General features: G+C 59.4%; 17 protein-coding genes. 8 read left to right on the top strand and 9 right to left on the bottom strand.

From position 1 onward, the window contains the following. Positions 1–68: 68 nt before the first annotated feature. The 3 genes from LRL22_RS10805 to LRL22_RS10815 form a co-directional block, all read right to left on the bottom strand. Positions 69–1,655 carry an EAL domain-containing protein gene (locus LRL22_RS10805; RefSeq protein ID WP_270905382.1) on the bottom strand — a complete coding sequence of 529 codons (1,587 nt, stop codon included), beginning with the start codon at positions 1,653–1,655 and terminating at the stop codon, positions 69–71. A gap of 280 nt (positions 1,656–1,935) precedes the next feature. After that, positions 1,936–4,533: a bifunctional aconitate hydratase 2/2-methylisocitrate dehydratase gene (gene acnB, locus LRL22_RS10810; protein WP_164535958.1), complete on the bottom strand. Its 2,598-nt coding sequence runs from the start codon at positions 4,531–4,533 to the stop codon at positions 1,936–1,938. Between the two features lie 229 nt (positions 4,534–4,762). Further along, positions 4,763–7,018 carry a patatin-like phospholipase family protein gene (locus LRL22_RS10815; protein ID WP_270905404.1) on the bottom strand — a complete coding sequence of 752 codons (2,256 nt, stop codon included), beginning with the start codon at positions 7,016–7,018 and terminating at the stop codon, positions 4,763–4,765. 234 nt (positions 7,019–7,252) lie between these two features. Here LRL22_RS10815 and LRL22_RS10820 point away from each other — a divergent pair, with 234 nt between their 5' ends. Then, on the top strand, positions 7,253–9,163 hold the full coding sequence (locus LRL22_RS10820; protein ID WP_128834314.1) for a methyl-accepting chemotaxis protein: 1,911 nt from the start codon (positions 7,253–7,255) through the stop codon (positions 9,161–9,163). Between the two features lie 84 nt (positions 9,164–9,247). Here LRL22_RS10820 and LRL22_RS10825 read toward each other — a convergent pair whose 3' ends face one another. The 6 genes from LRL22_RS10825 to ampD form a co-directional block, all read right to left on the bottom strand. Then, positions 9,248–10,210, bottom strand: a complete 963-nt coding sequence (locus tag LRL22_RS10825; RefSeq protein ID WP_270905383.1) for a GGDEF domain-containing protein — start codon at positions 10,208–10,210, stop codon at positions 9,248–9,250. 123 nt (positions 10,211–10,333) lie between these two features. After that, on the bottom strand, positions 10,334–11,761 hold the full coding sequence (gene lpdA, locus LRL22_RS10830; RefSeq protein ID WP_005336123.1) for a dihydrolipoyl dehydrogenase: 1,428 nt from the start codon (positions 11,759–11,761) through the stop codon (positions 10,334–10,336). A 148-nt stretch (positions 11,762–11,909) separates the two neighbouring features. Next, positions 11,910–13,799, bottom strand: coding sequence for a pyruvate dehydrogenase complex dihydrolipoyllysine-residue acetyltransferase (aceF, locus tag LRL22_RS10835; RefSeq protein WP_270905384.1), 1,890 nt, complete (start codon positions 13,797–13,799; stop codon positions 11,910–11,912). 119 nt (positions 13,800–13,918) lie between these two features. Next, positions 13,919–16,579 (bottom strand): pyruvate dehydrogenase (acetyl-transferring), homodimeric type, encoded by a 2,661-nt coding sequence (aceE, locus tag LRL22_RS10840; protein WP_270905385.1) that lies wholly within the window; start codon positions 16,577–16,579, stop codon positions 13,919–13,921. Between the two features lie 79 nt (positions 16,580–16,658). Beyond that, on the bottom strand, positions 16,659–17,423 hold the full coding sequence (gene pdhR, locus LRL22_RS10845) for a pyruvate dehydrogenase complex transcriptional repressor PdhR (RefSeq protein ID WP_005341670.1): 765 nt from the start codon (positions 17,421–17,423) through the stop codon (positions 16,659–16,661). Between the two features lie 278 nt (positions 17,424–17,701). Then, complete coding sequence (gene ampD / locus LRL22_RS10850) at positions 17,702–18,277, bottom strand: 1,6-anhydro-N-acetylmuramyl-L-alanine amidase AmpD (RefSeq protein WP_270905386.1); 576 nt, start codon at positions 18,275–18,277, stop codon at positions 17,702–17,704. A 130-nt stretch (positions 18,278–18,407) separates the two neighbouring features. Between ampD and LRL22_RS10855 the strand changes: the two genes are divergently transcribed. The 7 genes from LRL22_RS10855 to coaE all read left to right on the top strand — a co-directional run bounded on the left by LRL22_RS10855 (position 18,408) and on the right by coaE (position 25,258). After that, positions 18,408–18,878, top strand: coding sequence for a retropepsin-like aspartic protease family protein (locus LRL22_RS10855; protein WP_270905387.1), 471 nt, complete (start codon positions 18,408–18,410; stop codon positions 18,876–18,878). Between the two features lie 3 nt (positions 18,879–18,881). After that, positions 18,882–19,745 (top strand): carboxylating nicotinate-nucleotide diphosphorylase, encoded by an 864-nt coding sequence (nadC, locus tag LRL22_RS10860; RefSeq protein WP_270905388.1) that lies wholly within the window; start codon positions 18,882–18,884, stop codon positions 19,743–19,745. A gap of 315 nt (positions 19,746–20,060) precedes the next feature. After that, positions 20,061–20,516, top strand: coding sequence for a pilin (locus LRL22_RS10865; RefSeq protein WP_139405164.1), 456 nt, complete (start codon positions 20,061–20,063; stop codon positions 20,514–20,516). Beyond that, positions 20,516–22,222, top strand: coding sequence for a PilB family type IVa pilus assembly ATPase TapB (gene tapB, locus LRL22_RS10870; protein ID WP_139463613.1), 1,707 nt, complete (start codon positions 20,516–20,518; stop codon positions 22,220–22,222). The genes LRL22_RS10865 and tapB overlap by 1 nt, the downstream gene beginning before the upstream one ends. 233 nt (positions 22,223–22,455) lie before the next feature. After that, on the top strand, positions 22,456–23,697 hold the full coding sequence (locus LRL22_RS10875) for a type II secretion system F family protein (protein ID WP_005336136.1): 1,242 nt from the start codon (positions 22,456–22,458) through the stop codon (positions 23,695–23,697). Between the two features lie 60 nt (positions 23,698–23,757). Then, positions 23,758–24,630 carry a prepilin peptidase gene (locus LRL22_RS10880; protein ID WP_270905389.1) on the top strand — a complete coding sequence of 291 codons (873 nt, stop codon included), beginning with the start codon at positions 23,758–23,760 and terminating at the stop codon, positions 24,628–24,630. Between the two features lie 13 nt (positions 24,631–24,643). Next, positions 24,644–25,258, top strand: coding sequence for a dephospho-CoA kinase (gene coaE / locus LRL22_RS10885; RefSeq protein WP_270905390.1), 615 nt, complete (start codon positions 24,644–24,646; stop codon positions 25,256–25,258). Positions 25,259–25,279 lie beyond the last annotated feature (21 nt).

Consider the following 25,279-nt stretch of genomic DNA (forward strand, 5'->3'; position numbering starts at 1 on the left):
GGGATAGGGAGAGAGCACTTCCCTACCCTGCCAGAGGGGAACGTGGCCGCCCGTCTGTCACCGATAGATCAGGTGGCGTTCGGGATGCCTCGTACCCCATCTGGCTGGCGGGTCTGAGCCTCTTCCGGCAGCAGCTCCTCGCAGAACTGGCGCAGCGGCATGGGGCGGGCAAACAGGTACCCCTGCAGATAGTCGACCCCCTTGGCCCTGAGGTAGTCAGCCTGACGCTCGCTCTCCACCCCTTCCGCCACCAGCGCCAGACCGAGCCGGGTCGCCAGATCGATCACGTTATCCACGATATGCTCCGAGAGCGACTCGGTACCGATGCGGGCGATAAAGGATTTGTCGATCTTGAGGTAATCCACATGAAACTGCTGCAGGTAAGCCAGGCTGGAGTGGCCGGTGCCAAAGTCGTCGATAGCAAGTTTGACCCCCATCTCGTCCAGCTGGCGGAACAGGGAGAGGGTCTGGGGATCTGACATCAACAGCTCCCGCTCGGTCAGCTCCAGCACCAGTACCACCTTGCCGGGGAGGAAATGCCCGAGGAAGGCGCGGCACTCGGCCAGCAGGGCAAAATCGTGGCAATGGGCGGCACTGATGTTGAAGCTGATATGAAACCCATCGGGCAACTGCTCCTGAGAGCGGTTCAACCGTGTCGCCACCTGCTTCATGATATGGGTGGTCATGGGGACGATCAGTCCCGACTCCTCCGCTTGCGGAATAAAGAGATCGGGCCGGATCACCCCTTCATTGACATGCTCCCAGCGCATCAGCACCTCGGCGCCCATCATCTTGCCGTCGTGGCTGGCAATCAGCGGCTGCAGGTAGGGAACAAACTCCCTGGCCCGCAGGGCACGTCGCAACTCATCTGTTGGCGAGCCGGGCCGCCCCAGCACCCACCACACCAGCCAGGCCAGCAAAAGCGAGGAAACCGCCAGCCACGACAGCGCCACATGCCGCGCGGCCCACAGCGACTTCCAGTAGACCGGCATGGCATAACCGGCATGGATGGTGAAAGGATAATGGGATGAGGTGAGGGCCTGGCTGATCCCGCGATGGAGGGTGGGCACCTCGCTCAGATAGCGGCCCGACTCATTGAGCCAGGCAGACCCCACCTGCAGATACAGCGCACTGGATTTTCCGCTCATGGAGAGCATGAAGCTGAGCTGGGTACTGTCGATGGCACTCAAGGCGGCATCCTTGCCCTGTTCGGTGCGCACCACCAGCAGAGGGTGATTTTGCCGCACCCGGTTGCCACTCATCAGCAACAGCTTGCGGCCGGTGTAAATGGAGCCGTCATCGGCATCATTGGCCTCACCAAACAGCGAGGTGCAATTGATGATGCCGTTTCGCACCAGATTGACCGAACGCAGGAAGGGCTCGATGGCGACCTTCTTGCGCAGCACCAGCAGGTTGTCGCGACAGGGAGCATTCACCAGAGGCAGCACGGAGCGGTTGGCCTGCTCCGCATGATCCAGCATCGACTCCATCAGGGTTCTGGCCTTGTGGGCCGAGGCGCTGGATTCCGCTTTCAGCTCCTGCACATAATTGCTGTGGATGAGCCAAGCTCCCACCAGCAGCGGCAGGGTAAAGACCAGCAAGGCACCGCCGAAGCGTAACCCGGTTCGGGAGAGATCGATCCTGAACAGAAACATAAAGAACCACGCCGCAATTCGTCAGGCCTGCCAACGCAAGCACCCAGTGAACAGATATCCACTTTCCCTCGATAACGATGCCTCATCATTACCGCACATAACCGAACAACATAACCCAAAGCGTTTATAAAACGAACCACCAAACAGGTGGTTGGATCTCTCTAGCAAGGATCGTGCAAACAATCTTCAAAAAAGACGGTGAATAACACACAAATAAATAATGCCGCGTAAATACGCGGCATTATTGGCTTCTTATCGCGCAAATCGCGCAAGAACTCCGTTAAACGGCTTGCTGCAGGATCACCGCATCGGCCTTCTTGGTGTAGGAGGCGATCTCGTTGAAGTTGAGATAGCGGTAGGTGTCTGCCGCAGTGGCATCCAGCGCCTTGGCATACTGCAGGTACTCCGCCACAGTCGGGATCTTGCCGAGGATGGCGGCAACGGCGGCCAGCTCCGCAGAGGCCAGATAGACGTTGGCACCTTTACCCAGACGGTTCGGGAAGTTACGGGTGGAAGTGGAGACCACCGAGGCCCCTTCCGCTACCCGCGCCTGGTTGCCCATGCACAGGGAGCAGCCCGGGATCTCGATGCGGGCACCGACGCGACCAAAGATGCCGTAGTAGCCCTCTTCGGTCAGCTGATCCTTGTCCATCTTGGTGGGCGGCGCGATCCACATGCGGGTCGGCAGCTCGCCCTGATACTTCTCGAGCAGTTTGCCGGCGGCACGGAAGTGACCGATGTTAGTCATGCAGGAACCGATGAACACTTCGTCGATCTTGTCGCCAGCCACGTCGCTCAGCAGACGGGCATCGTCCGGATCGTTCGGCGCACACAGGATCGGCTCCTTGATGGTGGCCAGATCGATCTCGATGATCTCGGCATACTCGGCATCCTTGTCCGCTTCCATCAGGGTCGGGTTGGCCAGCCACTCTTCCATCCCCTTGATGCGACGGGTGATGGTGCGCGGGTCACCGTAACCTTCGGAGAGCATCCATTTCAGCATCACGATGTTGGACTTCAGGTACTCGATGATCGGCTCTTTATCCAACTTGATGGTGCAACCGGCAGCGGAACGCTCGGCGCTGGCGTCAGCCAGTTCGAAGGCTTGTTCCACTTTCAGGGTCGGCAGGCCTTCGATCTCGAGGATACGGCCGGAGAAGATGTTCTTCTTGCCCGCTTTCTCGACGGTCAGCAGCCCTTTCTGGATGGCGGCATAGGGGATCGCATGGACCAGATCACGCAGAGTGATGCCAGGTTGCAGTTCGCCCTTGAAGCGCACCAGCACGGACTCCGGCATATCCAGCGGCATCACGCCGGTGGCGGCGGCGAAGGCCACCAGACCGGAACCCGCCGGGAAGGAGATCCCGATGGGGAAACGGGTGTGGGAGTCACCACCGGTACCCACGGTATCCGGCAGCAGCATGCGGTTCAGCCAGGAGTGGATGACGCCGTCACCCGGACGCAAGCTCACGCCGCCGCGGTTCATGATGAAGTCCGGCAGGGTGTGGTGGGTCTGTACGTCGATGGGCTTCGGATAAGCGGCGGTGTGGCAGAAGGACTGCATGGTCAGATCGGCGGAGAAGCCGAGGCAGGCCAGATCTTTCAGCTCGTCGCGGGTCATCGGGCCCGTGGTGTCCTGAGAGCCGACCGTGGTCATCTTGGGCTCGCAGTAAGTGCCCGGGCGAATGCCCTTCACGCCGCACGCCTTGCCCACCATCTTCTGGGCCAGGGTGAAGCCTTTACCGGTATCGGCCACCGGCTGCGGGCGACGGAATACGGTGGAGAACGGCAGACCCAGTGCTTCGCGGGCCTTGTCGGTCAGGCCGCGACCGATGATCAGCGGAATACGGCCACCGGCGCGTACTTCGTCGATCAGCACGTCGGTTTTCAGTTCAAACTGCGCCAGCACCTGTTCGGTGCCGTGTTTGCAGATCTTGCCGGCATAGGGGTAGATGTCGATCACATCGCCCATTTCCAGCTTGGAGACGTCCACTTCGATAGGCAGAGCACCGGCATCTTCCATGGTGTTGAAGAAGATCGGGGCAATCTTGCCACCCAGACAGACACCGCCAGCGCGCTTGTTCGGCACGAACGGAATGTCGTCGCCCATGAACCAGAGCACCGAGTTGGTGGCGGATTTACGGGAAGAGCCGGTACCGACCACGTCACCCACGTAGGCCAGCGGGAAGCCTTTCTCTTTCAGGGCATCGATGGTCTTGATGGGGCCGACGGCGCCATCCTTGTCCGGAGTAATGCCGGGACGGGCGTTTTTCAGCATCGCCAAGGCGTGCAGCGGAATGTCCGGGCGGGACCAGGCGTCCGGTGCCGGCGAGAGGTCGTCGGTGTTGGTTTCACCGGTCACCTTGAACACGGTGACAGTGATCTTCTCGGCCAGCTCCGGGCGGGAGAGGAACCACTCGGCATCAGCCCAGGACTGCATCACCTGTTTGGCGTGGACATTGCCCGCCTTGGCCTTCTCTTCCACGTCGTGGAAGGAGTCAAACATCAGCAGGGTGTGGGAGAGCCCCTTGGCGGCAAGCGGCGCCAGAGTGGCGTGATCCAGCAGGTCGATCAGCGGTTGAATGTTGTAACCACCCTGCATGGTGCCCAGCAGCTCAACGGCTTCGGCGGCAGTCAGGATGGGAGAGTGGGCTTCGCCCTTGGCGACGGCGGTGAGGAAACCGGCTTTGACATAGGCCGCTTCATCAACACCGGGGGGAATACGGGAGGACAACAGCTCTTTCAGAAAGTCTTCTTCGCCAGCGGGCGGGTTCTTGAGAAGCGTTACCAGGGCGGCGACCTGCTCTGCATCCAGAGGTTTGGCAACCACGCCCTCGGCGGCACGTTCTGCGACGTGTTTACGGTATGTTTCAAGCACGACTAATTCCTCTTTGGTCTTTTTTTGGGGTTCGCCCACGCTCGCGGCGATCGTCCTTGCGGGACACCCCGTAGGGTGCTCCCCACTATATAAGTTTTAACGACTAATTAAAATCCAAACCCTGTTTACTTATTCACCACAAAATCATAACCAATTAAACAGACTGGTGTTTTTTGAAAATTAATTGAACACCCTCAACCAGAGTTAACAAATTGGCATCATTTCGGCATTATTCGAACGTACTGCCCAATTGCAGATAGAAGACGTCATTGCCCCCCTCCGCCATGCCGTAGCCGAGGAACACAGGGCCGAGGAAGCTCTCCACCCCGACATAAACCGACCCGGCGGTAAACGAGCTCTCCAGACTGATATCCTCACCCTTGTTCCAGACCCCGCCCTGCTCCAGAGATCCACCCAGATAGAGCGGCATCTTGAGGGCACCGAAGTCGTTGTCTGCCACCCGATAGATGTAGCGCAGGCCACCAAAAAGGCTGTAGCGACCGCTCAGCTGATAGCGCTGGAAACCGGAGAGGCGGAACAGCCCGCCCAGATCCTGAATATGCAGCGGCACCACCTCTTCACTGCCAGAACCGCCCCCTTCGAGGATCAGGTTGAGACTGTGCCTGTCCCATGACCAGGGCTTGATCATGGAGAGTTGATAATTCCAGCCTTCACTGCGACCATCTGCCGACTCGAGTCCATCCACACTGACGTGGGAGTGGCCCAGTTTCATATCCCACTTCACCCCCTGATAGGGGAAATAGCGGCTATCCAGATTGTCGTGTTCAAAGCGGACATAGGGGCCCCACGCCGTGGCATCCCCTTGCAGCTCTTTGAAGTTTTTGATCTCGATACTCCCCATCTGCCCTTCCAGCCCCATGGACAGGCGACTCCAGGGCTGACGATTCCAGCCTACCGCCAGATCGGCGCTGAAGAAGGAGTACTCGGTATCGAGATAGGTGAATATCGGTTCGTCCGGATCCGGATTAAAGAGGCTTCTCTGGGTCTGGTCATAGGCCAGGCTCGCCTCGCCATAGAAGGTCTGGGAGGGCTCCAGCGGTGTATAGAAGTCGGTCTTGATATGTTTGGCCGTGCCCAGCGATGCCTCGGTCAACCACTCGGCCCCCCACTCGTTGACGTTGGTGAGGGTGTAGGACATGCCGACGTTGTAGTTGGAGGTGTTCTCGAAGTCATCGGTGAAACCGAACTGGAAGTTGAGGTAACCAGGCCCCCAGTTCTTCTCGCTGGCATCCACTACCAGCACGTTCTCCCCATCGCGCTCCTCCACTTCATAGGTGATGCGGTCAAACGACTCCAGCGCATAGAGGCGGCGAATGCCAGCCTCCAGACTCTCGTTGGTCTGGATCTTGTCAGGCCGCACTTTCAGCATGGCGCGCACCGTCTCGTCGGAGAGGCGCGACTTGTTGATGATCTCCACCTTGTCGATGAAGTAGGCGGGTTGACCGCTACGCTCGGCACGGCGGCTCAGCTTCTGGTTGCGATAGGCGTTGTACTGCGCCTTGGTGAGCGACAGCTTATCGAGTTGCAGCGACACCTTGTCAGCCGCCGTCTCACCGATCTTGATCCCCTCCGGCATCCGGGCAAAGTCGGCGATCCCCATATCGCCAAACTCGGGGGCGATCAGAATATCTCTGGGCCCCATCAGCGCCTTCTGCTTGTCGGTGCCCACCTGGGTCATGTAGGTGGTGAGCTGGTCGATCATCGCCAACCCTGACTTGAGGGACTCCCGGGTACGCAGCTTGGCACCGATATCCACCGCGATCACCACGTCAGCCCCCATCGCCTTGGCGACATCCACCGGCATGTTGTTGACGCTGCCGCCGTCCGCCAGGATGTGCCCCTCCCACTCCACAGGCTTGAGGGCACCGGGAATGGACATGGAGGCCTGCATCGCCTTGGCCAGGCTGCCGTGATCCAGCACGAAGGGTGTGACCGTCTCCATGTCGGTCGCCATGGCGCGGTAGGGAATGGGGAGATCGTCGAAACTCGCCTGCACCGGCAGGTTGGAGGTGGCCCCCCGCAGCAGGCTGGCCATGGATTGGCCCTGGAAAAAACCGTCCGGCAGCTGGGTGGTGTCGCCATTCACCCCGATATCGGTGCGCAGCTGATACTGCTCGTTCTGCTGCTTTTTACGCAACGACAGCTCGTCGCGGCCCACCTTGTCCTGATAGCCCTTGTTCCAGTCGATGGCCAGGGTAGTGCGCTCCACCTCCTCGGCACTGAGCCCCATGGCGTACATCCCCGCCACATAAGAGCCCATGCTGGTGCCGACTATGATGTCGACCGGAATCCGTTTCTGCTCCAGCACCTTGAGGATGCCGATATGGGCAGAACCCTTGGCGCCGCCGCCGCTGAGCACCACCGCAATTTTCGGGCGCTCCCCCTGTGCCGCCACAGCCAGCAGCGGGCAGGCCGCCAGCATCACCAAAAGCAGACGGGTCCATCCCGCACCTAAGCTGCGCATCATATTTTCCATATTATTCAGAGGGTCAGTCACCAAGGATGGCCTCTACTATAAGGGGCCCGGCAGTTAGCGCAACCGTCAATCCGCCTCCCGCCTGTGCTGCATGCCGATGGGGCAAGCCGCCGCCCCTGTGAGCGCAAACGTAATCCGCAAATAAAGGGCTGCAAGCCTCATGGGTAGCGCCGCGCTGCCGCTAATATGAGCGTCGTCAATCTCAACCTTTTGAGCACCTTTATGCTGGCAACCCTCACTCTTAAACAGAAAATACTGGCCACGGTCACCCTGGCCGTGGTCGTCTCCTGCCTGCTGGTAGGCTACTTCAGCCAACGCTCGGCCCAGCAACTGATCGAAAACCGGATGTTCGAGCAGGAGCTCCCCAACCTGACCCAGCGGATCAGCAAGGAGATTGAACAGGATCTCCACGGCATCGCCCAGGCCGCCCGCCAACTGGCCACCGACCGCTTCATCCTCGACTGGGTGGATCGGGGCATGCCCAAAGAGCAGGAGCCAATCCTCATCAACCAGCTCAAGGATGTGGCCAACCAGTATGGTCTGGTGACTGCCTCCTTCGCCGATCGCCAGAGTGCCGCCTACTACAACCAGGATGGCTTTCTGCGCAACCTGACCCCCACGCAAGATGCCTGGTTCTATGACTACACCAAGAGCCAGAAGGAGATGACCCTCAGCATCTTCCGCGAGAGCAACGGCGAGGTGAAGCTGTTCGTCAACTTCCAGCAGCTCAACGGGCGCGGGCTGGCCGGCTTTGCCAAATCCCTCGACACCATGGTGACCATGGTCTCCAACTTCCGGCTGGAAGAGAGCGGCATCGTCTTTATGGTCGATGGCAGCGGCAAGGTGAAGCTGCACCCCGAGGCCAACCGCATCGAGCGTGACACGCTTGGCAACATTGCCAGCGGTGATACCGGCAGCCTGCTGGCCAAACGTCCCTTTGCCGTTATCAACGCCGAAGTCAATGGCGAGCCCATGGTACTGGCCAGTAGCTATATCCCGCTGCTCGACTGGTATCTGGTGGCCCAGGTGCCAGAAGCCGAGATCTATGCCGAGCTGGATCAGACCCGCAACGAGATCCTGATGATCTCGCTGGTGATTGCGCTGGTCATGGGGCTGATGGGGATGCTGCTGGCAGGTTCGGTCAGCCGCCCGCTCAACGAGCTGGCCCGCCTGTTCAAGGAGCTGGGCAGCGGCGATGGGGATCTCACCCAGCGCCTCAAGGTGGAAGGACGTGACGAACTGAGTCAGGTCGCCACCGGCTTCAACAACTTCGTCGCCAAGATCCACGGCTCCATCGAGCAGGTGGCGGAGAACTCCCGCCAGCTCGCGGCCACCGCCAACGAGGTGGCCAACAAGGCGCAGCTGACCCAGCACAACTGTACTGCCCAGCGCGATCGCACCGTGCAGGTGGCCACCGCTATCCACGAAATGGGGGCCACGGTGAGCGAGATCGCCGGTAACGCTTCGCTGGCAGCCGAAGTAGCCAGACAGGCCAACGATCAGGCCGATGCAGGGGCAGTAGTGGTAGCGCAGGCGCGCCACGGCATCGTCGACCTCTCCGGCGAGATTGAGCAGGTGGCAGGGGTTATCGAGTCGCTGGCGAGCCAGACCGACTCCATCGGCAGCATTCTCGAAACCATCCGCAGCATCTCGGAGCAGACCAACCTGCTGGCACTGAACGCCGCCATCGAGGCCGCTCGTGCCGGTGAACAGGGTCGCGGTTTCGCCGTGGTGGCAGATGAGGTGCGTAACCTCGCCAACCGCTCCGCCGCCTCGACCGCCGAGATTCAGGGGATGATCAACCGCTTGCAGGAGCAGAGTGCCCGCGCCGTCAGCGCCATGGCGCAGGGTCGCAACCAGAGTCTGGAGGTGGTGAGCCAGGCCGATGAGGCCAACGCCGCCCTCGGCCAGATCACCGCCCACATCACCCAGATCAACGACATGAATATCCAGGTCGCCACCGCCACCGAGGAGCAGTCCAGTGTGGTCGGCGAGATCAACCGCAACGTGGAAGACATCAACCAGCTCACCATGGAGACCGCCGATATCGCCCACCAGCTGACCGAATCGAGCCGCAGCCTGCAGCAGCTCTCCGGTCAGCTGGACAAGCTGGTTGGCAACTTCCGGCTCTGACCCTGGCCTTGACCTGAGTCATCAGCAACAGAGAGCGCCGTGGCGCTCTCTGTTGTTTTGGTGGCGACTAATCCGGTATAGCAGTCAGCCCTTGTCATCCCGTTTGCGCTGATACATCAGCTCATCCGCGCGGGTGAGCAGCTCGGCAAGGGAAGCACAGCCGCGCCCGTCATAACAGACAATCCCGGTGCTGCAGGTCAGCGCATAACCGCAACCACTGTGCTGATTGTGCTCGGCCAACATGGCATTGAAACGCTCATAGGCCAGTTGTGCCTGCGCCTCTAGCACATTGGGCAACAGGACGGCGAACTCATCGCCGCCCATGCGGGCAAACACGTCTGCGCCCCGAAAAGCCTGCTTGAGCAGAGTGGCAAAGGCGATCAGAGCCCGATCCCCTTCTGCATGCCCCCACCGATCGTTGATCCCCTTGAAGCCATTGAGATCCAGATAGAGCAGCGCCAGCGGCATCTGCAAGCGACTGGCCAGCGAGAGGCTCTTCTCCGCCAACATCACGAACCCGCGCCGATTGGAGATCAGGGTCAACTCATCAATGGTGGCCAGCTGCACCGCTTCGAGCTCCCGCACCACCATCGCCGCCAGATCCTTGAGCAACCCCACATCCTCCTCGCTCAATTCCCGTGGCACCGTATCTATGATGCAGAGCGTCCCCAGTTTGCAGCCGTTGGCGATCCGCAGTGGCTGTCCGGCATAGAAGCGGATGCCGGGCCCGCCCACCACCAGCGGATTGTCGGCAAAGCGGGGATCCTGCGAAGCATCCGGCACGATAAAGGTCTCATTGCCCATGATGGCGTGGCCACAGAACGAAATGTCCCGGGCGGTCTCGCGGACCTCCAGTCCGATACAGGATTTGAACCACTGGCGATCTTCATCCACCAGACTCACCAGCGCGATGGGGACATTGAACACCCGTCGGGCCATGCGGGTCAGCCGATCAAACCGCTCCTCGGCCTCGGAATCCAGCAAAGAGAGCCGCCGCAGGGTCTCCAACCGCAATGCCTCATCGGGTGGAATGGGTGCTTCTAGCATCGTGCCTCTCTCATCAGTGCCAAAACCTATCTTTAGCATATTGGGCTTTGTCGAAGTCGGGGCAGCAAGGAGAAAACAAAAAGCCGCTCAAATGAGCGGCTTTTTCATGAAGATGGCAGAAGATTACTTTTTCTTCTTGGCCTTGGCGTTCGGCAGGTCGGTGATGGAGCCTTCGAACACTTCGGCAGCCAGACCCACGGACTCGTGCAGAGTCGGGTGAGCGTGGATGGTCAGCGCGATATCTTCGGCGTCCGCACCCATTTCGATGGCCAGACCGATTTCACCCAACAGTTCACCACCGTTGGTACCCACGATGGCACCACCGATGACGCGGCCGCTCTCCTTGTCGAAGATCAGCTTGGTCATACCGTCGGAGCAGTCGGACGCAATGGCGCGACCGGAAGCAGCCCACGGGAAGGTGGCGACTTCGAAGTTCAGGCCCTGTTGCTTGGCTTCCTTCTCGGTCAGACCAACCCATGCCATCTCTGGCTCGGTATAGGCGATGGACGGGATCACTTTCGGGTCGAAGTAGTGCTTCTTGCCGGCGATCACTTCGGCGGCAACGTGACCTTCGTGAACACCTTTGTGCGCCAGCATCGGCTGACCCACGATGTCGCCGATGGCGTGGATGTGCGCCACGTTGGTACGCAGCTGCTTGTCCACCTCGATGAAACCGCGCTCGGTCACGGCAACGCCTGCCTTCTCGGCATCCAGCATCTTGCCGTTCGGCACACGACCTACTGCAACCAGCACGTTGTCGTAACGAACCGGCTCGGCCGGGGCGTGCTTGCCTTCATAGGAGACGTACAGACCGTCTTCGCGAGCTTCAACTGCGGTGACCTTGGTCTCCAGCATGATGTTGAATTTCTTGGCGACGCGCTTGGTATAGATCTTGACGATGTCTTTGTCGGCAGCCGGAACCAGCTGGTCGGCAAATTCCACCACGTCGATCTCGGAACCCAGAGAGGAGTAAACGGTACCCATCTCCAGACCGATGATGCCGCCACCGATAACCAGCAGTTTGCCGGGAACGGTTTTCAGCTCCAGCGCATCGGTAGAGTCCCATACGCGGGGGTCATCGTGGGGGATGAACGGCAGCTTCACCGGACGGGAACCGGCCGCGATGATGGCGTTGTCAAAGGTCACGGTAGTCTTGCCGTCGGCACCTTCCACTTCAAGGGTGTTCGGGCCGGTAAATTTACCCAAGCCGTTAACAACCTGAACTTTACGCATCTTGGCCATGCCAGCCAGACCGCCGGTCAGCTGGTTGATAACCTTCTCTTTCCACAGACGGATCTTGTCGATGTCGGTCTGCGGGGCACCGAAGACGATGCCGTGCTCGGCCAGCGCCTTGGCTTCTTCAATCACTTTGGCAACGTGCAGCAGCGCCTTGGAGGGGATGCAGCCCACGTTCAGGCAGACGCCACCCAGGGTGGAGTAACGCTCGACGATAATAGTATCCAGACCCAGATCGGCTGCACGGAAAGCAGCGGAATAACCGGCAGGGCCAGCACCCAGTACTACGACCTGGGTTTTGATTTCTTTACTCATCATGACCTCTTTGTCGTTCTTATATCCCCGGACAGCGCAGTCTTATACCGAAACGGGTGGCTGCAGCCGTGAAAAAAACGGGGCAAGTTTACGATCATGTTAATGAAATGAGAAGTAAAAAGGGCAGGCTCTGGGCCCGCCCTCTCACTTACAGGACCAGTCGACGAATGTCGGACAGCACGCCGTTCATGGTGGTGATGAAGCGAGCCCCATCGGCACCATCGATCACGCGGTGGTCGTAGCTCAGAGCCAGCGGCAGCATCAGGCGCGGCGCGAACTCTTTGCCGTTCCACTTCGGCTTCATCTCGGACTTGGAAACACCGAGGATGGCCACTTCCGGCGCGTTGACGATCGGGGTAAAGCTGGTACCGCCGATGCCACCCAGGCTGGATATGGTGAAGCAACCGCCCTGCATGTCGGCAGCGGTCAGCTTGCCGGCACGGGCCTTCTTGGAGATCTCGGCCAGATCGCGAGACAGCTCCATGATGCCCTTCTTGTTAACATCGCGCACCACGGGCACAACCAGACCGTTGGGGGTATCTACCGCCACACCGATGTGGATGTACTTCTTCATGATCAGCTTGCTGCCATCTTCGGACAGGGAGCTGCAGAAGCGCGGGTGAGCTTCCAGCGCCTTGGCGGCGGCTTTCAGGATGAACACCAGCGGGGTGATCTTCACGTCAGCCTTCTGCTTCTCGAGCATCGCGTTCTGCTCTTTGCGGAACGCTTCCAGCTCGGTGGTATCGGCTTCGTCGAACTGGGTGACATGAGGGATCATGACCCAGTTGCGGTGCAGGTTCGGACCGGAGATCTTCTGGATCCGAGTCAGCTCGACCTCTTCCACATCACCGAACTTGCTGAAGTCTACTTTCGGCCACGGCAGTACGCCCAGACCGTTGCCACCGGCTACGCCGGCAGAGGCAGGAGCGGACTCGGCACGCTTGATGGCATCCTTCACGTAGGCTTGCACGTCTTCTTTGACGATGCGGCCCTTGCGACCGGAGGCCTTCACCTTGGCCAGGTTGACGCCAAACTCGCGCGCCAGACGGCGTACCGCCGGAGAGGCGTGTACATAAGCGTCGTTGGCAACGAAATCGGTCGCAGCGGCAGCAGCCTGGGCAACCGGAGCCGGAGCAGCGGCAACAGGGGCTGCAGCGACCGGGGCGGCAGCTTGAGCAACCGGCGCGGCGGCAGGAGCAGCGCCAGCCACTTCGAATACCATGATCAGGGAACCGGTGGAGACCTTGTCACCCGCCTTCACCTTGATCTCTTTGACCACACCGGCGAACTGCGCAGGCACTTCCATGGAGGCCTTGTCACCTTCCACGGCGATCAGGGACTGGTCAGCTTCAACCTTGTCACCCACGGCAACCATGATCTCGGTGACTTCCACTTCGTCGCCACCGATATCCGGTACATTGACCTCTTTGGCAGCGGCGGCAACCGGGGCAGCAGCCACGGGCGCGGCAGCTTGAGCCGGAGCAGCAACGGCAGCAGGCGCAGCGCCAGCCACTTCAAATACCATCACCAGAGAACCGGTAGAGACCTTGGCACCAGCGGCAACCTTGATCTCGACCACGCGACCGGCAAACGGCGCTGGCACTTCCATGGAGGCCTTGTCACCTTCCACGGCAATGATGGACTGGTCGGCTTCAACCATGTCGCCCACGGCAACCATGATCTCGGTCACGTCCACTTCGTCGTCACCGATGTCCGGCACGTGCACATCTTTGCGCACGGCAGCGGCAGGAGCGGCGGCCGGAGCAGCGGCAGCCGGTGCAGCCACTTCAGCAGGGGCGGCAGCGCCTTCGGCTTCGAAGATCATGATCTGGGAACCGGTGGCAACCTTGTCGCCTACCTTGATCAGGATCTCTTTGACGATACCGGCAGACGGGGCCGGTACTTCCATGGAGGCCTTGTCGCCTTCTACCGCGATGATGGACTGGTCCAGCTCGACCTTGTCACCCACGGCCACCATGATCTCGGTGACTTCAACTTCATCGGCGCCGATATCCGGCACCATAATCTGTTTGGACATTGTGCTTTATCCTCTTGCGTCGATCCGCGTGACTGGCTGATGCCGCCACGCACATCTCGCGTTAACCGTTTTAAATCCTGGCAGGGTCACGCCGCATGACGGCGCGACCCTTGATCCACTTACGCGTACAGCGGGTTGACCTTGTCGGCATCGATGCCGTACTTGGCGATGGCGTCGGCCACAACCTGCTTGTCTACCTCGCCGCGCTTGGCCAGTTCGGTCAGAGCAGCAACCACCACGTAGAACTCGTTCACTTCGAAGTGACGACGCAGGTTGGCACGGCTGTCGGAACGGCCGTAGCCGTCGGTACCCAGCACGCGGTAGTTCTCGGTCGGAACGAAGGCGCGAACCTGATCGGCGAAGGACTTCATGTAGTCGGTCGCAGCGATGGTGGCTTCGGAACCCAGTACCTGAGCGATGTAGGGAACACGCGCTTCAGAGGTCGGGTGCAGCATGTTCCAGCGATCCGCGTCCTGACCGTCACGGGCCAGCTCGTTGAAGGAGGTGACGCTGAACACGTCGGAACCGATGCCGTACTCGCTGGCCAGGATCTGGGCAGCCTTGCGCACGTGCCCCAGGATGGAACCACAACCCAGCAGTTGCACTTTCGCCTTGGCACCGGCGACGGATTCCAGCTTGTAGATACCCTTGCGGATGCCTTCCTCGGCGCCTTCCGGCATGGCCGGCATGGCGTAGTTCTCGTTCAGGGTGGTGATGTAGTAGAACACGTTCTCCGGGTTCTCACCGTACATGCGGCGCAGGCCGTCCTGTACGATCACCGCCACTTCATAGGCGTAGGACGGGTCGTAGGAGATGCAGTTCGGGATGGTGTTCGCCAGGATGTGGCTGTGACCATCTTCGTGCTGCAAACCTTCGCCGTTCAGGGTAGTACGACCGGAGGTCGCACCCAGCAGGAAGCCACGGGCTTGCTGGTCACCGGCTGCCCACGCCATGTCGCCGATCCGCTGGAAGCCGAACATGGAGTAGTAGATGTAGAACGGGATCATCGGGCAATCGTTGGTGCTGTAAGAGGTCGCAGCAGCCAGCCAGGAGGACATGGCGCCCAGCTCGTTGATACCGTCTTGCAGAACCTGACCCTGCTTGTCTTCCTTGTAGTAGGAGACGATGTCACGGTCTTGCGGGGTGTACTGCTGACCGTGCGGGCTGTAGATACCGATCTGGCGGAACAGACCTTCCATACCGAAGGTACGGGCTTCGTCAGCGAGGATCGGAACGATGCGCTTGCCGATGGACTTGTCTTTCAGCATCACGTTCAGGGAACGCACGAACGCCATGGTGGTGGAAATTTCGCGCGCTTGCTCGCCCAACAGCGGGCCGAAGGCATCCAGCGCCGGGATTTCCAGCTTGGTGGTGCTTTCGCGCAGACGGGTCGGCAGATAGCCTTTCAGGGCTGCACGACGAGCATGCAGGTACTTGTGCTCTTCACTGCCCTCTTCGATCTTCAGGTACGGCAGATCGGCCAGCTGCTCGTCGGCCACCGGCAGGTTGAAGCGGTCACGCAGGTGACGCACGGAGTCCAGCTCCATCTTCTTGACCTGGTGAGCGATGTTCTTGCCTTCGGCCGCTTCACCCATACCGTAACCCTTGATGGTCTTGGCCAGAATAACGGTCGGCTTGCCCTTGGTCTGGGTCGCCTTGTTGAATGCAGCGAACAGTTTGCGAGGATCGTGACCACCGCGGTTCAGAGCGAAGATCTCCTCGTCGGTCATGTCTTTGACCAGCGCGGCAGTTTCCGGATAACGGTTGAAGAAGTGCTCGCGGATGTAGCCACCGTCGCGGGACTTCATGGTCTGGTAGTCACCGTCCACAGTCTCGTTCATCAGCTGGATCAGCTTGCCGGAAGTATCCTTGCGCAGCAGCTCATCCCACTTGCGACCCCAGATAACCTTGGTCACGTCCCAACCGGCGCCAGCGAACAGGCCTTCCAGCTCGTTGATGACCTTGCCGTTACCGACAACCGGACCATCCAGACGCTGCAGGTTGCAGTTAACCACAAACACCAGGTTGTCGAGCTTTTCACGCACGGCAACAGTCAGGGCGCCCTTGGCTTCCGGCTCGTCCATCTCGCCGTCACCCAGGAAGGCGTAAACGGTCTGCTCGGAGCAATCCTTGATACCACGGTCGGTGAGGTACTTCAGGAAGCGAGCCTGATAGATGGCGGCGATGGGACCCAGACCCATGGATACGGTCGGGAACTGCCAGAAGTCCGGCATCAGTTTCGGGTGCGGGTAGGAAGGCAGACCCTTGCCGTCTACTTCCTGACGGAAGTTGTCCAGCTGCTCTTCCGTCAGACGGCCTTCAGCAAAGGCGCGAGCATAGATGCCCGGGGAGATGTGACCCTGGAAGTAAACCAGATCACCACCATCCTTCTCGTTGCGAGCACGGAAGAAGTGGTTGAAGCAGACATCATAGATGGTCGCAGAAGAAGCGAAGGAAGACATGTGACCACCCAGGTCCAGGTCTTTCTTGGAGGCGCGCAGCACGATCATCATGGCGTTCCAGCGGATGATGGCGCGAATGCGGCGTTCCATCTCCAGGTCGCCCGGGTAGTCCGGCTCATCGCTGGACGGGATGGTGTTGATGTAATCGCGATTTGCCTTGGCAGCCACGTCCACACCGCTTGCGCGGGCTTTCTCGGCCAACTGTTCAAGGATGAACTGAGCGCGTTGCGGACCCTCTTCACGCAGCAGGGATTCCAGAGAGGCAAGCCACTCCAGCGTTTCTATCGGGTCCACATCGTTCTTCAGGATATCAGACATGGCTGGTTCCTATGTTGTTGTGATTGCACGGCATTGCACGGCGAAGGGCGCAAGCATTCGACAATAAAGCCTTGTGGGATTAGTTTTCCTGCTGACGGATCCGACGCATGGATCGCTGGATCCGGCTGTCTTCCCTCTGCATATCCAACAAGGTGTCCTCGATAAAGGCCAGATGCTCATGACAAGCTGTTCTGGCCCGCTCCGGAGCCCCCGAAAGAATAGCCTCGATCAGATTCGCGCGATGGCGACGTATCTTGGCTACCACTCCCGGGCGGCGATTCAAAATCTCGTTATTCTGCAGAATGTTCTGCTCGAGCATGGGGCTCATGGCCCGCAGCAGGTGCAGCAGCACCACGTTGTGGGACGCCTCGGCCACCGCCAGATAAAACTGGGTGACGGCTGCCGATTCGGCCACCAGCGAGCCCGACTGGCCCGCCTCTTCGATGGTGATTTGTACCTGACGAATGCGCTCGAAATCAGACCCGGTTCCCCGCAAGGCGGCGTAGTAGGCACAGATGCCTTCCAGCGCGTGGCGAAACTCCAGCAGGTCATACCGGGCTTCCGGGTGAGTACTGAGCAGTTCGAACAGAGGATCGGCCATCCCCTTGCTCAGGGCATTCTGCACATAAGTGCCGCCGCCCTGACGGCGATAAAGCAACCCGCGCGCTTCCAGCCGCTGGATGGCTTCGCGCAGGGAGGGGCGCGATACCTGAAACTGGATGGCGAGTTCCCGCTCGGGAGGCAATTTCTGCCCCGGCTGCAGGCTGCCTTCCAGAATCATCTGTTCCAGCTCGGCGACAATGGAGTCGGCCAACTTGGGTTGCGTAATCTTGCGATAGGGCATGAGGCTACTTTGTTAAATTGGTATTACCAATTTCATGAATGGGGCGAAAATTAGCAGAGGCCTTTTGAAAAGTCCACTCAAAAGATGATCTGAGTCAAGAATCACCCCCACCACTTAAGGGGTAAAGCAGAGGAAACATGATTTAGCTCATAGAAAATGGTCTGACCAATATTCTTGACCACGCTCACAAATAACATATGTGCAACCAGAGGCGAAAATGGCCTGCCAGATCGGCAAGCCATTGATTTTAAAACCCAAACTAAATTTGAATATTTACTTTAGCTGTTTAGTAGTTGCCAGTAGTAATCCCACTGAAAACTGGCACCGGGATCCGTCTTGCGCCCTGGAGCTATGTCGCAATGACCGACAATTTTTTCGCGGGTAATCGCCGGATAGCGTTCTGAAATGGCTCGAGTGAGCCCTACCAGTGCCCGATATTGAGCCTCGGTGTAGGGGGTCTCGTCGGTCCCTTCCAGCTCGATGCCGATGGAGAAGTCATTGCATGCCTCTCTCCCCTGCCAGCTCGAGATACCAGCATGCCAGGCGCGTGCGCCGAACGGCACATACTGCACCAGCTCGCCATCACGGCGGATCAAGCAATGGGCCGAAACCCGCAACTGATGGATACCGGCAAAATAGGGGTGGGCATCGGGGTCGAGTCGTCCCATAAAGAGATCGTCGATAAAGGGGCCGCCGAACTCCCCTGGCGGCAGGCTGATGCCATGCACCACCAGCAGGGAGATATCGTCCGGCACGGCCCGCTCGTTGTGGTGAGGAGAAGGCACCCGGCGTGCCTGCTGGCACCAGCCAGCGGCATCGATAGAGAAACAAGGTTGCGAAGCGAGTTGAGTCATCGGCTACTCGAGTTGGCTGATAAATGGCGAAAAAACGAAGATACCTGATAGGCAACCCGGCACCAACTCACTGAATCAACGGGAAATGGTATGTTAGGCTGAGTCATCTTCCGCTCGATATGGATGGGGTATGCAGCACACGGTACGCTGGATGTGGTTACTGGCCTGGCTCTCTTTGATGGGCCTGCTGACCCTCTATTTTCACTCCCGCAACCAACCCAGCGTCACCGCCAGCGGCGAGCTGTTGCTGCGGGCCGACCAAAGCGGCCACTATCGTCTGGAGGGTGCCATCAACGGCCAACCGGTGCAACTGCTGCTCGATACCGGCGCCACCCGTATCACCATCCCGCAGCAGGTTGCCGAGCGCCTCGGCCTGACCGCTTATGGCAGCAGCCAGGTCAATACTGCCGCGGGGCAGATCCGGGTCGGCAACGGCACCATCGAAACGCTGGCGATGGGGCCATTGACCTTGTACGATCTGGCCATCTTTATCAATCCGGCGGCAGACGGTGACGAAGTGCTGGTTGGCATGAACGCCCTCGGTCGGCTGGAGCTGGTTCAAAAGGAGCGGCAACTGCTGCTCAGACCCTTGCAGGAATAAGGCATGTTTCAACAGGATGTCAGCCGCGCCGTGCGCGCCGCACTACTCGAAGATCTGGGCGATGCCCTCACCACGCTGGACCAACCGGACGCCAGCGCCGATATCACCGCCCAGCTGATCCCAGCGGATCGGATGGCCAGCGCCCGGGTCATCACCCGTGAGGCCGGTGTGTTCTGCGGCCAGCCCTGGGTGGATGAAGTGTTCGTACAACTCGGCGGCGACGTGAAGGTGGAATGGAAGGTGCAAGATGGGGAAGTGCTCTCCCCCAATCAGGAGCTGTTCCGCCTCCACGGCCCTGCCCGCCTGCTGCTGACCGGCGAGCGCAATGCGCTGAACTTTGTCCAGACCCTCTCCGGCGTCGCCACCCTCACCGCTCGCTATGTGGCGGAGCTGGAGGGCACCGACTGCCGTCTGCTCGACACCCGCAAGACCATCCCCGGGCTGCGCACCGCCCAGAAGTACGCAGTCACCTGCGGCGGCGGCAAGAATCATCGCATCGGCCTCTACGACGCTTACCTCATCAAAGAGAACCATATCCTCGCCTGTGGCGGCATTGCCGAGGCAATTAGCAAGGCTCGTCATCTCAATCCGGGCAAACCGGTAGAGGTGGAAGTGGAATCACTGGCAGAACTGGAGCAGGCGCTGGCGGCAAAGGCCGATATCGTGATGCTCGACAACTTCGACGTGACCATGATGCGGGAAGCGGTCGCCACCAATCAGGGCCGTGCCAAGCTGGAAGTCTCCGGCAATGTGACGCTGGACACCTTGGCCGAGTTTGCCGCCACCGGCGTCGATTTTATCTCGGTCGGGGCGCTCACCAAGCATGTGCGGGCGCTCGATCTCTCCATGCGCTTTATCCAGCAGTGAGATTCACCCCGCAGGCCTGAGCAAATACTCGACCTAACCGGATAAACAACTTGCAAAAGGCGCCATGGGCGCCTTTTCTTTATGCAGGATCCCTCAGCAAAGGAGTGTAATGACGGACCCGCTTTCACCCGTAACAAAGAGTCATAAGAAGCCACTTATTTTATGACTCGCATCAAGTTTTTGGTAAATGACATGAAAGTGGTTAACAAAGGAAGCAATCTCTGTTGCCACCCCTGACAGCTCGGATAAGATACTGACGTTCGGATGGTTTTCTACCGACACTTCCCAGGAACCAAGGATAAAAGGATATTTCAAATGAAGAAACAATCGGGTTTTACCCTTATTGAACTGATGATCGTGGTCGCGATCGTGGCCATTTTGGCGGCGGTAGCACTGCCGGCGTATCAGAACTACACCAAAAAAGCCAAGATGACTGAACTTGTTGCCGCGACCGGCGCAGCAAAAACAGCTGTAGAAGTTTGCGTTCAAACCAAAGGAGTCAGCAGCTGTGCTGCAGGCACAGCGGGAACAGGTATCCCAGGTGCAGCGCCATCGCCAGCAGTATCAACTGGTGTTGAATTAACAGGTTCAGGTGGTGGAACATCAACCAGTTACACACTTACTGCGACAGTTAAAGATGCTACTACCCTATCTCCTCTACCAGCGAACGATTCTTATCGCCTTACTGGCACAGTCGCAACCGATGGGAAAGTAACTTGGCAGACTTCATGCGCAGGAGCATCCAACGTTAATGACTATTGCCCCAAATAATGACCTCTAGCCCTAATAGCGGCCTGGCGTTAAGCCTGGCCGCCTCTTCACTGATCAGTGAAGAGGACTCCCAGCGCTATCTGAGCCAGGCCAAGGCCCAGCGCAAACCCTTTGTGACATTTCTGATAGAGAACGAGATCCTCGACAGCAAGGCGCTCGCCGATTTTTGCGAGCTGGAGTATGGGGTACCTCTGCTGGATCTTGCCGCCTTCGATTTGGCCGAGATCCCGCAGAAATACCTCAATCAGAAGCTGATTGAGAAACACCACGTCCTGCCCATCTACACCCAGGGCCACACCCTCTATATCGCCATGTCGGATCCGACCAATGTCTCGGCGTTGGAGGACTTTGGCTTCAGCTTCGGCCTTCATACCGAGGCGCTGCTGGTGGAGGAGAACAAGCTCACCGCCGCCATCGGCAAGCTGCTGGAGAGTGAAAACGACGCCCTCGGCATGGAGGATATCGACGAGTCCGAGATTTCGGATCTCGAGGTCTCCGACGATAACAGTCGGCTGGACGAGAGCGTCAATACTGCCGATGACGATGCTCCCATCGTCAAGTACATCAACAAGATCCTGATGGATGCCATCAAGCGTGGCGCCTCCGACCTGCACTTCGAGCCCTATGAGTTCAAGTATCGGGTTCGCTTTCGCATCGATGGCATTCTGCATGAAATTGCCACACCGCCGGTCAACCTCTCCAACCGCTTCTCCGCTCGCCTCAAGGTGATGGCGCGGCTCGATATCGCCGAGCGGCGGCTGCCACAGGATGGCCGCATCAAACTGAAGCTGTCACGCAACAAATCGATGGATATGCGGGTCAACACCCTGCCCACCATGTGGGGGGAGAAGATCGTTATCCGTCTGCTCGACTCCTCGGCGGCACGCCTCAATATCGAGCAACTCGGCTTTGATGACCGGCAGAAGGCGCAGTACCTGCGCGCCCTCTCCAAGCCACAGGGGATGATCCTGGTGACCGGCCCCACCGGCTCGGGCAAAACGGTCTCGCTCTATACCGGCCTCAATATTCTCAACACCACCGAGGTAAACATCTCCACTGCCGAAGATCCGGTGGAGATCAACCTGCCCGGCGTCAACCAGGTGCAGGTCAACCCCAAGGCGGGGCTCACCTTCGCCAGCGCCTTGCGCTCCTTCTTGCGGCAAGACCCGGATGTGGTGATGGTGGGTGAAATTCGCGATCTTGAAACCGCAGAGATTGCCATCAAGGCGGCGCAGACCGGTCACCTGGTGCTTTCGACCCTGCACACCAACTCCGCCGCCGAGACCCTGACCCGGATGATGAACATGGGGGTACCGGCCTTCAACATCGCCTCCTCGGTGACCCTGATCATGGCCCAGCGGCTGGCCCGTAAACTGTGCGACCACTGCAAGGCGCCGGAAGTGGTGCCGGAAGCCGAACTGCTGGAGCTGGGCTTTACGCCGCAGCAGCTGGCAGCCGGACTGCGACTGTTCAAACCGGTCGGTTGCAAGGAGTGTTCTGGCGGCTACAAGGGGAGGGTCGGCATCTACGAAATCATGTTGATGTCGGAGAACATCGCCAAATTGATCATGCAGGGGGCAAACTCCCTGCAAATCGCCGCTATCGCGCAGAAGGAGGGGATGCGCACCCTGCGCACCTCGGGACTGGAGAAGGCCCGGCTCGGGGTCACCAGTCTGGCCGAAGTCAACCGGGTCACCACCAACTGATCCGTGTGCGGGACGACCCGCCGGTTTGGTTGGCAGAGCGAATTTGTCGTTCACGAACACGGAATAGATGACAGCCCGAATGACAGAATAATCAGGCATTAAAGTGACCGGGCTGGCGCCAAGAAGGCCCCCCTATCAGTACCCCGCCGGCATCAAGCCAGTCGGGCACCTTGACCAGGTTGGTGACGTGCAGAGCCAGGCTCTGACAACCAACCCCATTGCAGGATGCAAAGATGGCAACCCTAACGAAAAAGAACAATGCCCCCAAGAAAGTCTTCGCCTTCCGCTGGCACGGGGTTAATCGCAAGGGGCAGAAGGTCTCCGGCGAGCTGCAGGCTGACAGCATCAACACCGTCAAGACCGAACTGCGCAAGCAGGGGGTCAACGTCACCAAGGTGGCCAAGAAATCCCAGGGGCTTTTCTCCAAGGGCGGCGCCAAGATCAAACCGATGGATATCGCCATCGTCTCCCGCCAAATAACTACCATGCTCTCCGCCGGCGTACCACTGGTGCAGAGCCTGCAGATCATCGCTCGCAGTCACGAGAAAGCCTCGATGCGCGAGCTGATGGGGCAGATTGCCGCCGATGTGGAGACCGGCACCCCCATGTCGGAGGCGCTGCGTCGCCATCCTCTCTATTTCGATGATCTCTACTGCGATCTGGTGGAAGCCGGTGAGCAATCCGGTGCACTGGAGACCATCTACGACCGTATCGCCACTTACCGGGAAAAGTCGGAAGCGCTCAAGTCGAAGATCAAGAAGGCGATGTTCTACCCCACCATGGTCATTCTGGTCGCCATCGTGGTCACCTCCATCCTGCTGCTGTTCGTCATTCCGCAGTTCGAGGATATCTTCAAGAGCTTTGGTGCCGAGCTGCCTGTGTTCACCCAGTTTGTTATCGGCATCTCCCGCTTTATGCAGAACTGGTGGTATGTCTTCTTTGGTGGCACAGCCCTTGGCATCTTCCTCTATGTGCGGGCCTGGCGGGCCTCCCAGAAGGTGAAAGACAATACCGACAAGTTCGTCCTCACCATTCCGGTAGTCGGGATGATCCTGCACAAGGCAGCGATGGCCCGCTTTGCCCGCACCCTGTCGACCACCTTCTCCGCCGGTATCCCGCTGGTGGATGCGCTGATTTCGGCAGCAGGTGCCTCCGGCAACTATGTCTATCGCACCGCCGTCATGGCGATCCGCAACGAGGTGGTGGCAGGCATGCAGATCAACGTGGCGATGCGCACCGTCGATCTCTTCCCCGACATGGTGATCCAGATGGTGATGATCGGTGAGGAGTCCGGCGCCATCGATGATATGCTCTCCAAGGTCGCCACCATCTTCGAACAGGAGGTGGATGACTTGGTCGATGGCCTCACCAGCCTGCTGGAACCCCTCATCATGGTGGTGCTCGGGGTGCTGGTCGGCGGCATGGTTATCGCCATGTACCTGCCCATCTTCAAGCTTGGCGACGTGGTAGGCTGATTTATCAGGGCATGGCACCAAAACCATGCCCTCCCCTCATTCAATAACTGACGGTTGGTTATGACACTTCTTCTCGAGCTGGCTCACAGCTTGCCCTGGCTCTACTTCTCGCTGGTTTTTCTCTTCTCCCTGATGATCGGCAGTTTCCTTAATGTGGTCATCCACCGCCTGCCCATCATGCTGGAGCGGGAGTGGCAGGCCGAGTATCGCAGCTACTTCGCCCCCGACGAAGAGGCCGTTGCGCCAGAGCGCTACAACCTGATGGTGCCGCGCTCCGCATGCCCTCACTGTGGTCACGCCATCACTGCGCTGGAGAACATCCCGCTGTTGAGCTGGCTCTGGCTCAAAGGGCGTTGCCGCGACTGTCAGGCCCCCATCTCGGCCCGCTATCCGCTGGTAGAGCTGCTGACCGCCCTGCTATCGGTAGCCGTAGCCATGGTCATAACACCGGGCTGGGGCACACTGGCCGCCCTGTTGCTGACCTGGGTGCTGGTCGCCCTCACCTTCATCGATCTCGACAAGATGTTGCTGCCCGACCAGCTCACCCTGCCACTGCTGTGGGGCGGGCTGCTGTTCAACCTGGCAAGTGGCTTCGTACCGCTGGCGGATGCCGTGATCGGCGCCATGGCGGGCTATCTGGTGCTCTGGAGCCTCTACTGGGCTTTCAAGCTGCTCACTGGCAAGGAGGGGATGGGCTATGGCGACTTCAAGCTGCTAGCGGCGCTGGGCGCCTGGCTCGGTTGGCAGGCGCTGCCCATAATTCTGCTGCTCTCATCCCTGATCGGCGCAGTGATCGGCATCAGTCTGATCGCCTTGCACAAACACCATCAGGGCAAGCCCATCCCCTTCGGCCCCTACCTCGCCATCGCGGGCTGGATCGCCCTGCTATGGGGCGATACCATCACCCGCTGGTATCTCTCGACCCTGCTTTGAGCAAGAGGCCCCCATGTATGTAGTTGCTATCACAGGTGGTATCGGCAGCGGCAAGACCACTATCGCCAATCAGTTTGCCGCGCTGGGTATCGAGGTGGTGGATGCCGATGTGATCGCCCGCGAAGTGGTCGAGCCGGGTACCCCGGCCCTTGCCGCCATCGCCGACCATTTTGGCCCGGATGTGATTGAACCTAGCGGTCAACTCGACCGTCGTGCCCTGCGCGAGCGGGTCTTCAGCGATCCACAGGCCAAGGAGTGGCTCAATGCCCTGCTCCACCCGCTGATTCGCAGCGAAATGCTGCGCCAATGTGCCGCGGCCAGTTCTCCTTACTGCCTGCTGGTGGTGCCACTGCTGGTGGAGAACAAACTCACCGGCCTCGCCAACCGGGTGCTGGTGATCGATGTGGATGAAGCCACCCAGGTTGAGCGCACCTGCCGCCGTGATGGGGTATCGGCCGAGCAGGCCCGAGCCATCATCGCCGCTCAGGCGAGCCGGTCGGAACGTCTCGCTGCGGCGGATGATGTCATCGAAAACCACAATGGTAGCGAAATGGCGATTAAAACGCGGATTTTGGCGCTGCACGAGACATATCTGGCAATTGCCTCTCAACAAGGCCGCCAAGTGTGAGTACACTAGGCCGGTTTATGG

Source organism: Aeromonas sp. PI_26, from assembly GCF_027854445.1.
Taxonomy (GTDB): domain Bacteria; phylum Pseudomonadota; class Gammaproteobacteria; order Enterobacterales; family Aeromonadaceae; genus Aeromonas; species Aeromonas veronii.

Bases quoted from the DNA above. Each gene is read 5' to 3' on its own strand.
- LRL22_RS10805 (WP_270905382.1), bottom strand. From the start codon at position 1,655: ATGTTTCTGTTCAGGATCGATCTCTCCCGAACCGGGTTACGCTTCGGC.
- LRL22_RS10815 (WP_270905404.1), bottom strand. From the start codon at position 7,018: ATGCGCAGCTTAGGTGCGGGATGGACCCGTCTGCTTTTGGTGATGCTG.
- LRL22_RS10820 (WP_128834314.1), top strand. From the start codon at position 7,253: ATGCTGGCAACCCTCACTCTTAAACAGAAAATACTGGCCACGGTCACC.
- LRL22_RS10825 (WP_270905383.1), bottom strand. From the start codon at position 10,210: ATGCTAGAAGCACCCATTCCACCCGATGAGGCATTGCGGTTGGAGACC.
- lpdA (WP_005336123.1), bottom strand. From the start codon at position 11,761: ATGAGTAAAGAAATCAAAACCCAGGTCGTAGTACTGGGTGCTGGCCCT.
- aceF (WP_270905384.1), bottom strand. From the start codon at position 13,799: ATGTCCAAACAGATTATGGTGCCGGATATCGGCGCCGATGAAGTTGAA.
- aceE (WP_270905385.1), bottom strand. From the start codon at position 16,579: ATGTCTGATATCCTGAAGAACGATGTGGACCCGATAGAAACGCTGGAG.
- pdhR (WP_005341670.1), bottom strand. From the start codon at position 17,423: ATGCCCTATCGCAAGATTACGCAACCCAAGTTGGCCGACTCCATTGTC.
- ampD (WP_270905386.1), bottom strand. From the start codon at position 18,277: ATGACTCAACTCGCTTCGCAACCTTGTTTCTCTATCGATGCCGCTGGC.
- LRL22_RS10855 (WP_270905387.1), top strand. From the start codon at position 18,408: ATGCAGCACACGGTACGCTGGATGTGGTTACTGGCCTGGCTCTCTTTG.
- nadC (WP_270905388.1), top strand. From the start codon at position 18,882: ATGTTTCAACAGGATGTCAGCCGCGCCGTGCGCGCCGCACTACTCGAA.
- LRL22_RS10865 (WP_139405164.1), top strand. From the start codon at position 20,061: ATGAAGAAACAATCGGGTTTTACCCTTATTGAACTGATGATCGTGGTC.
- tapB (WP_139463613.1), top strand. From the start codon at position 20,516: ATGACCTCTAGCCCTAATAGCGGCCTGGCGTTAAGCCTGGCCGCCTCT.
- LRL22_RS10875 (WP_005336136.1), top strand. From the start codon at position 22,456: ATGGCAACCCTAACGAAAAAGAACAATGCCCCCAAGAAAGTCTTCGCC.
- LRL22_RS10880 (WP_270905389.1), top strand. From the start codon at position 23,758: ATGACACTTCTTCTCGAGCTGGCTCACAGCTTGCCCTGGCTCTACTTC.
- coaE (WP_270905390.1), top strand. From the start codon at position 24,644: ATGTATGTAGTTGCTATCACAGGTGGTATCGGCAGCGGCAAGACCACT.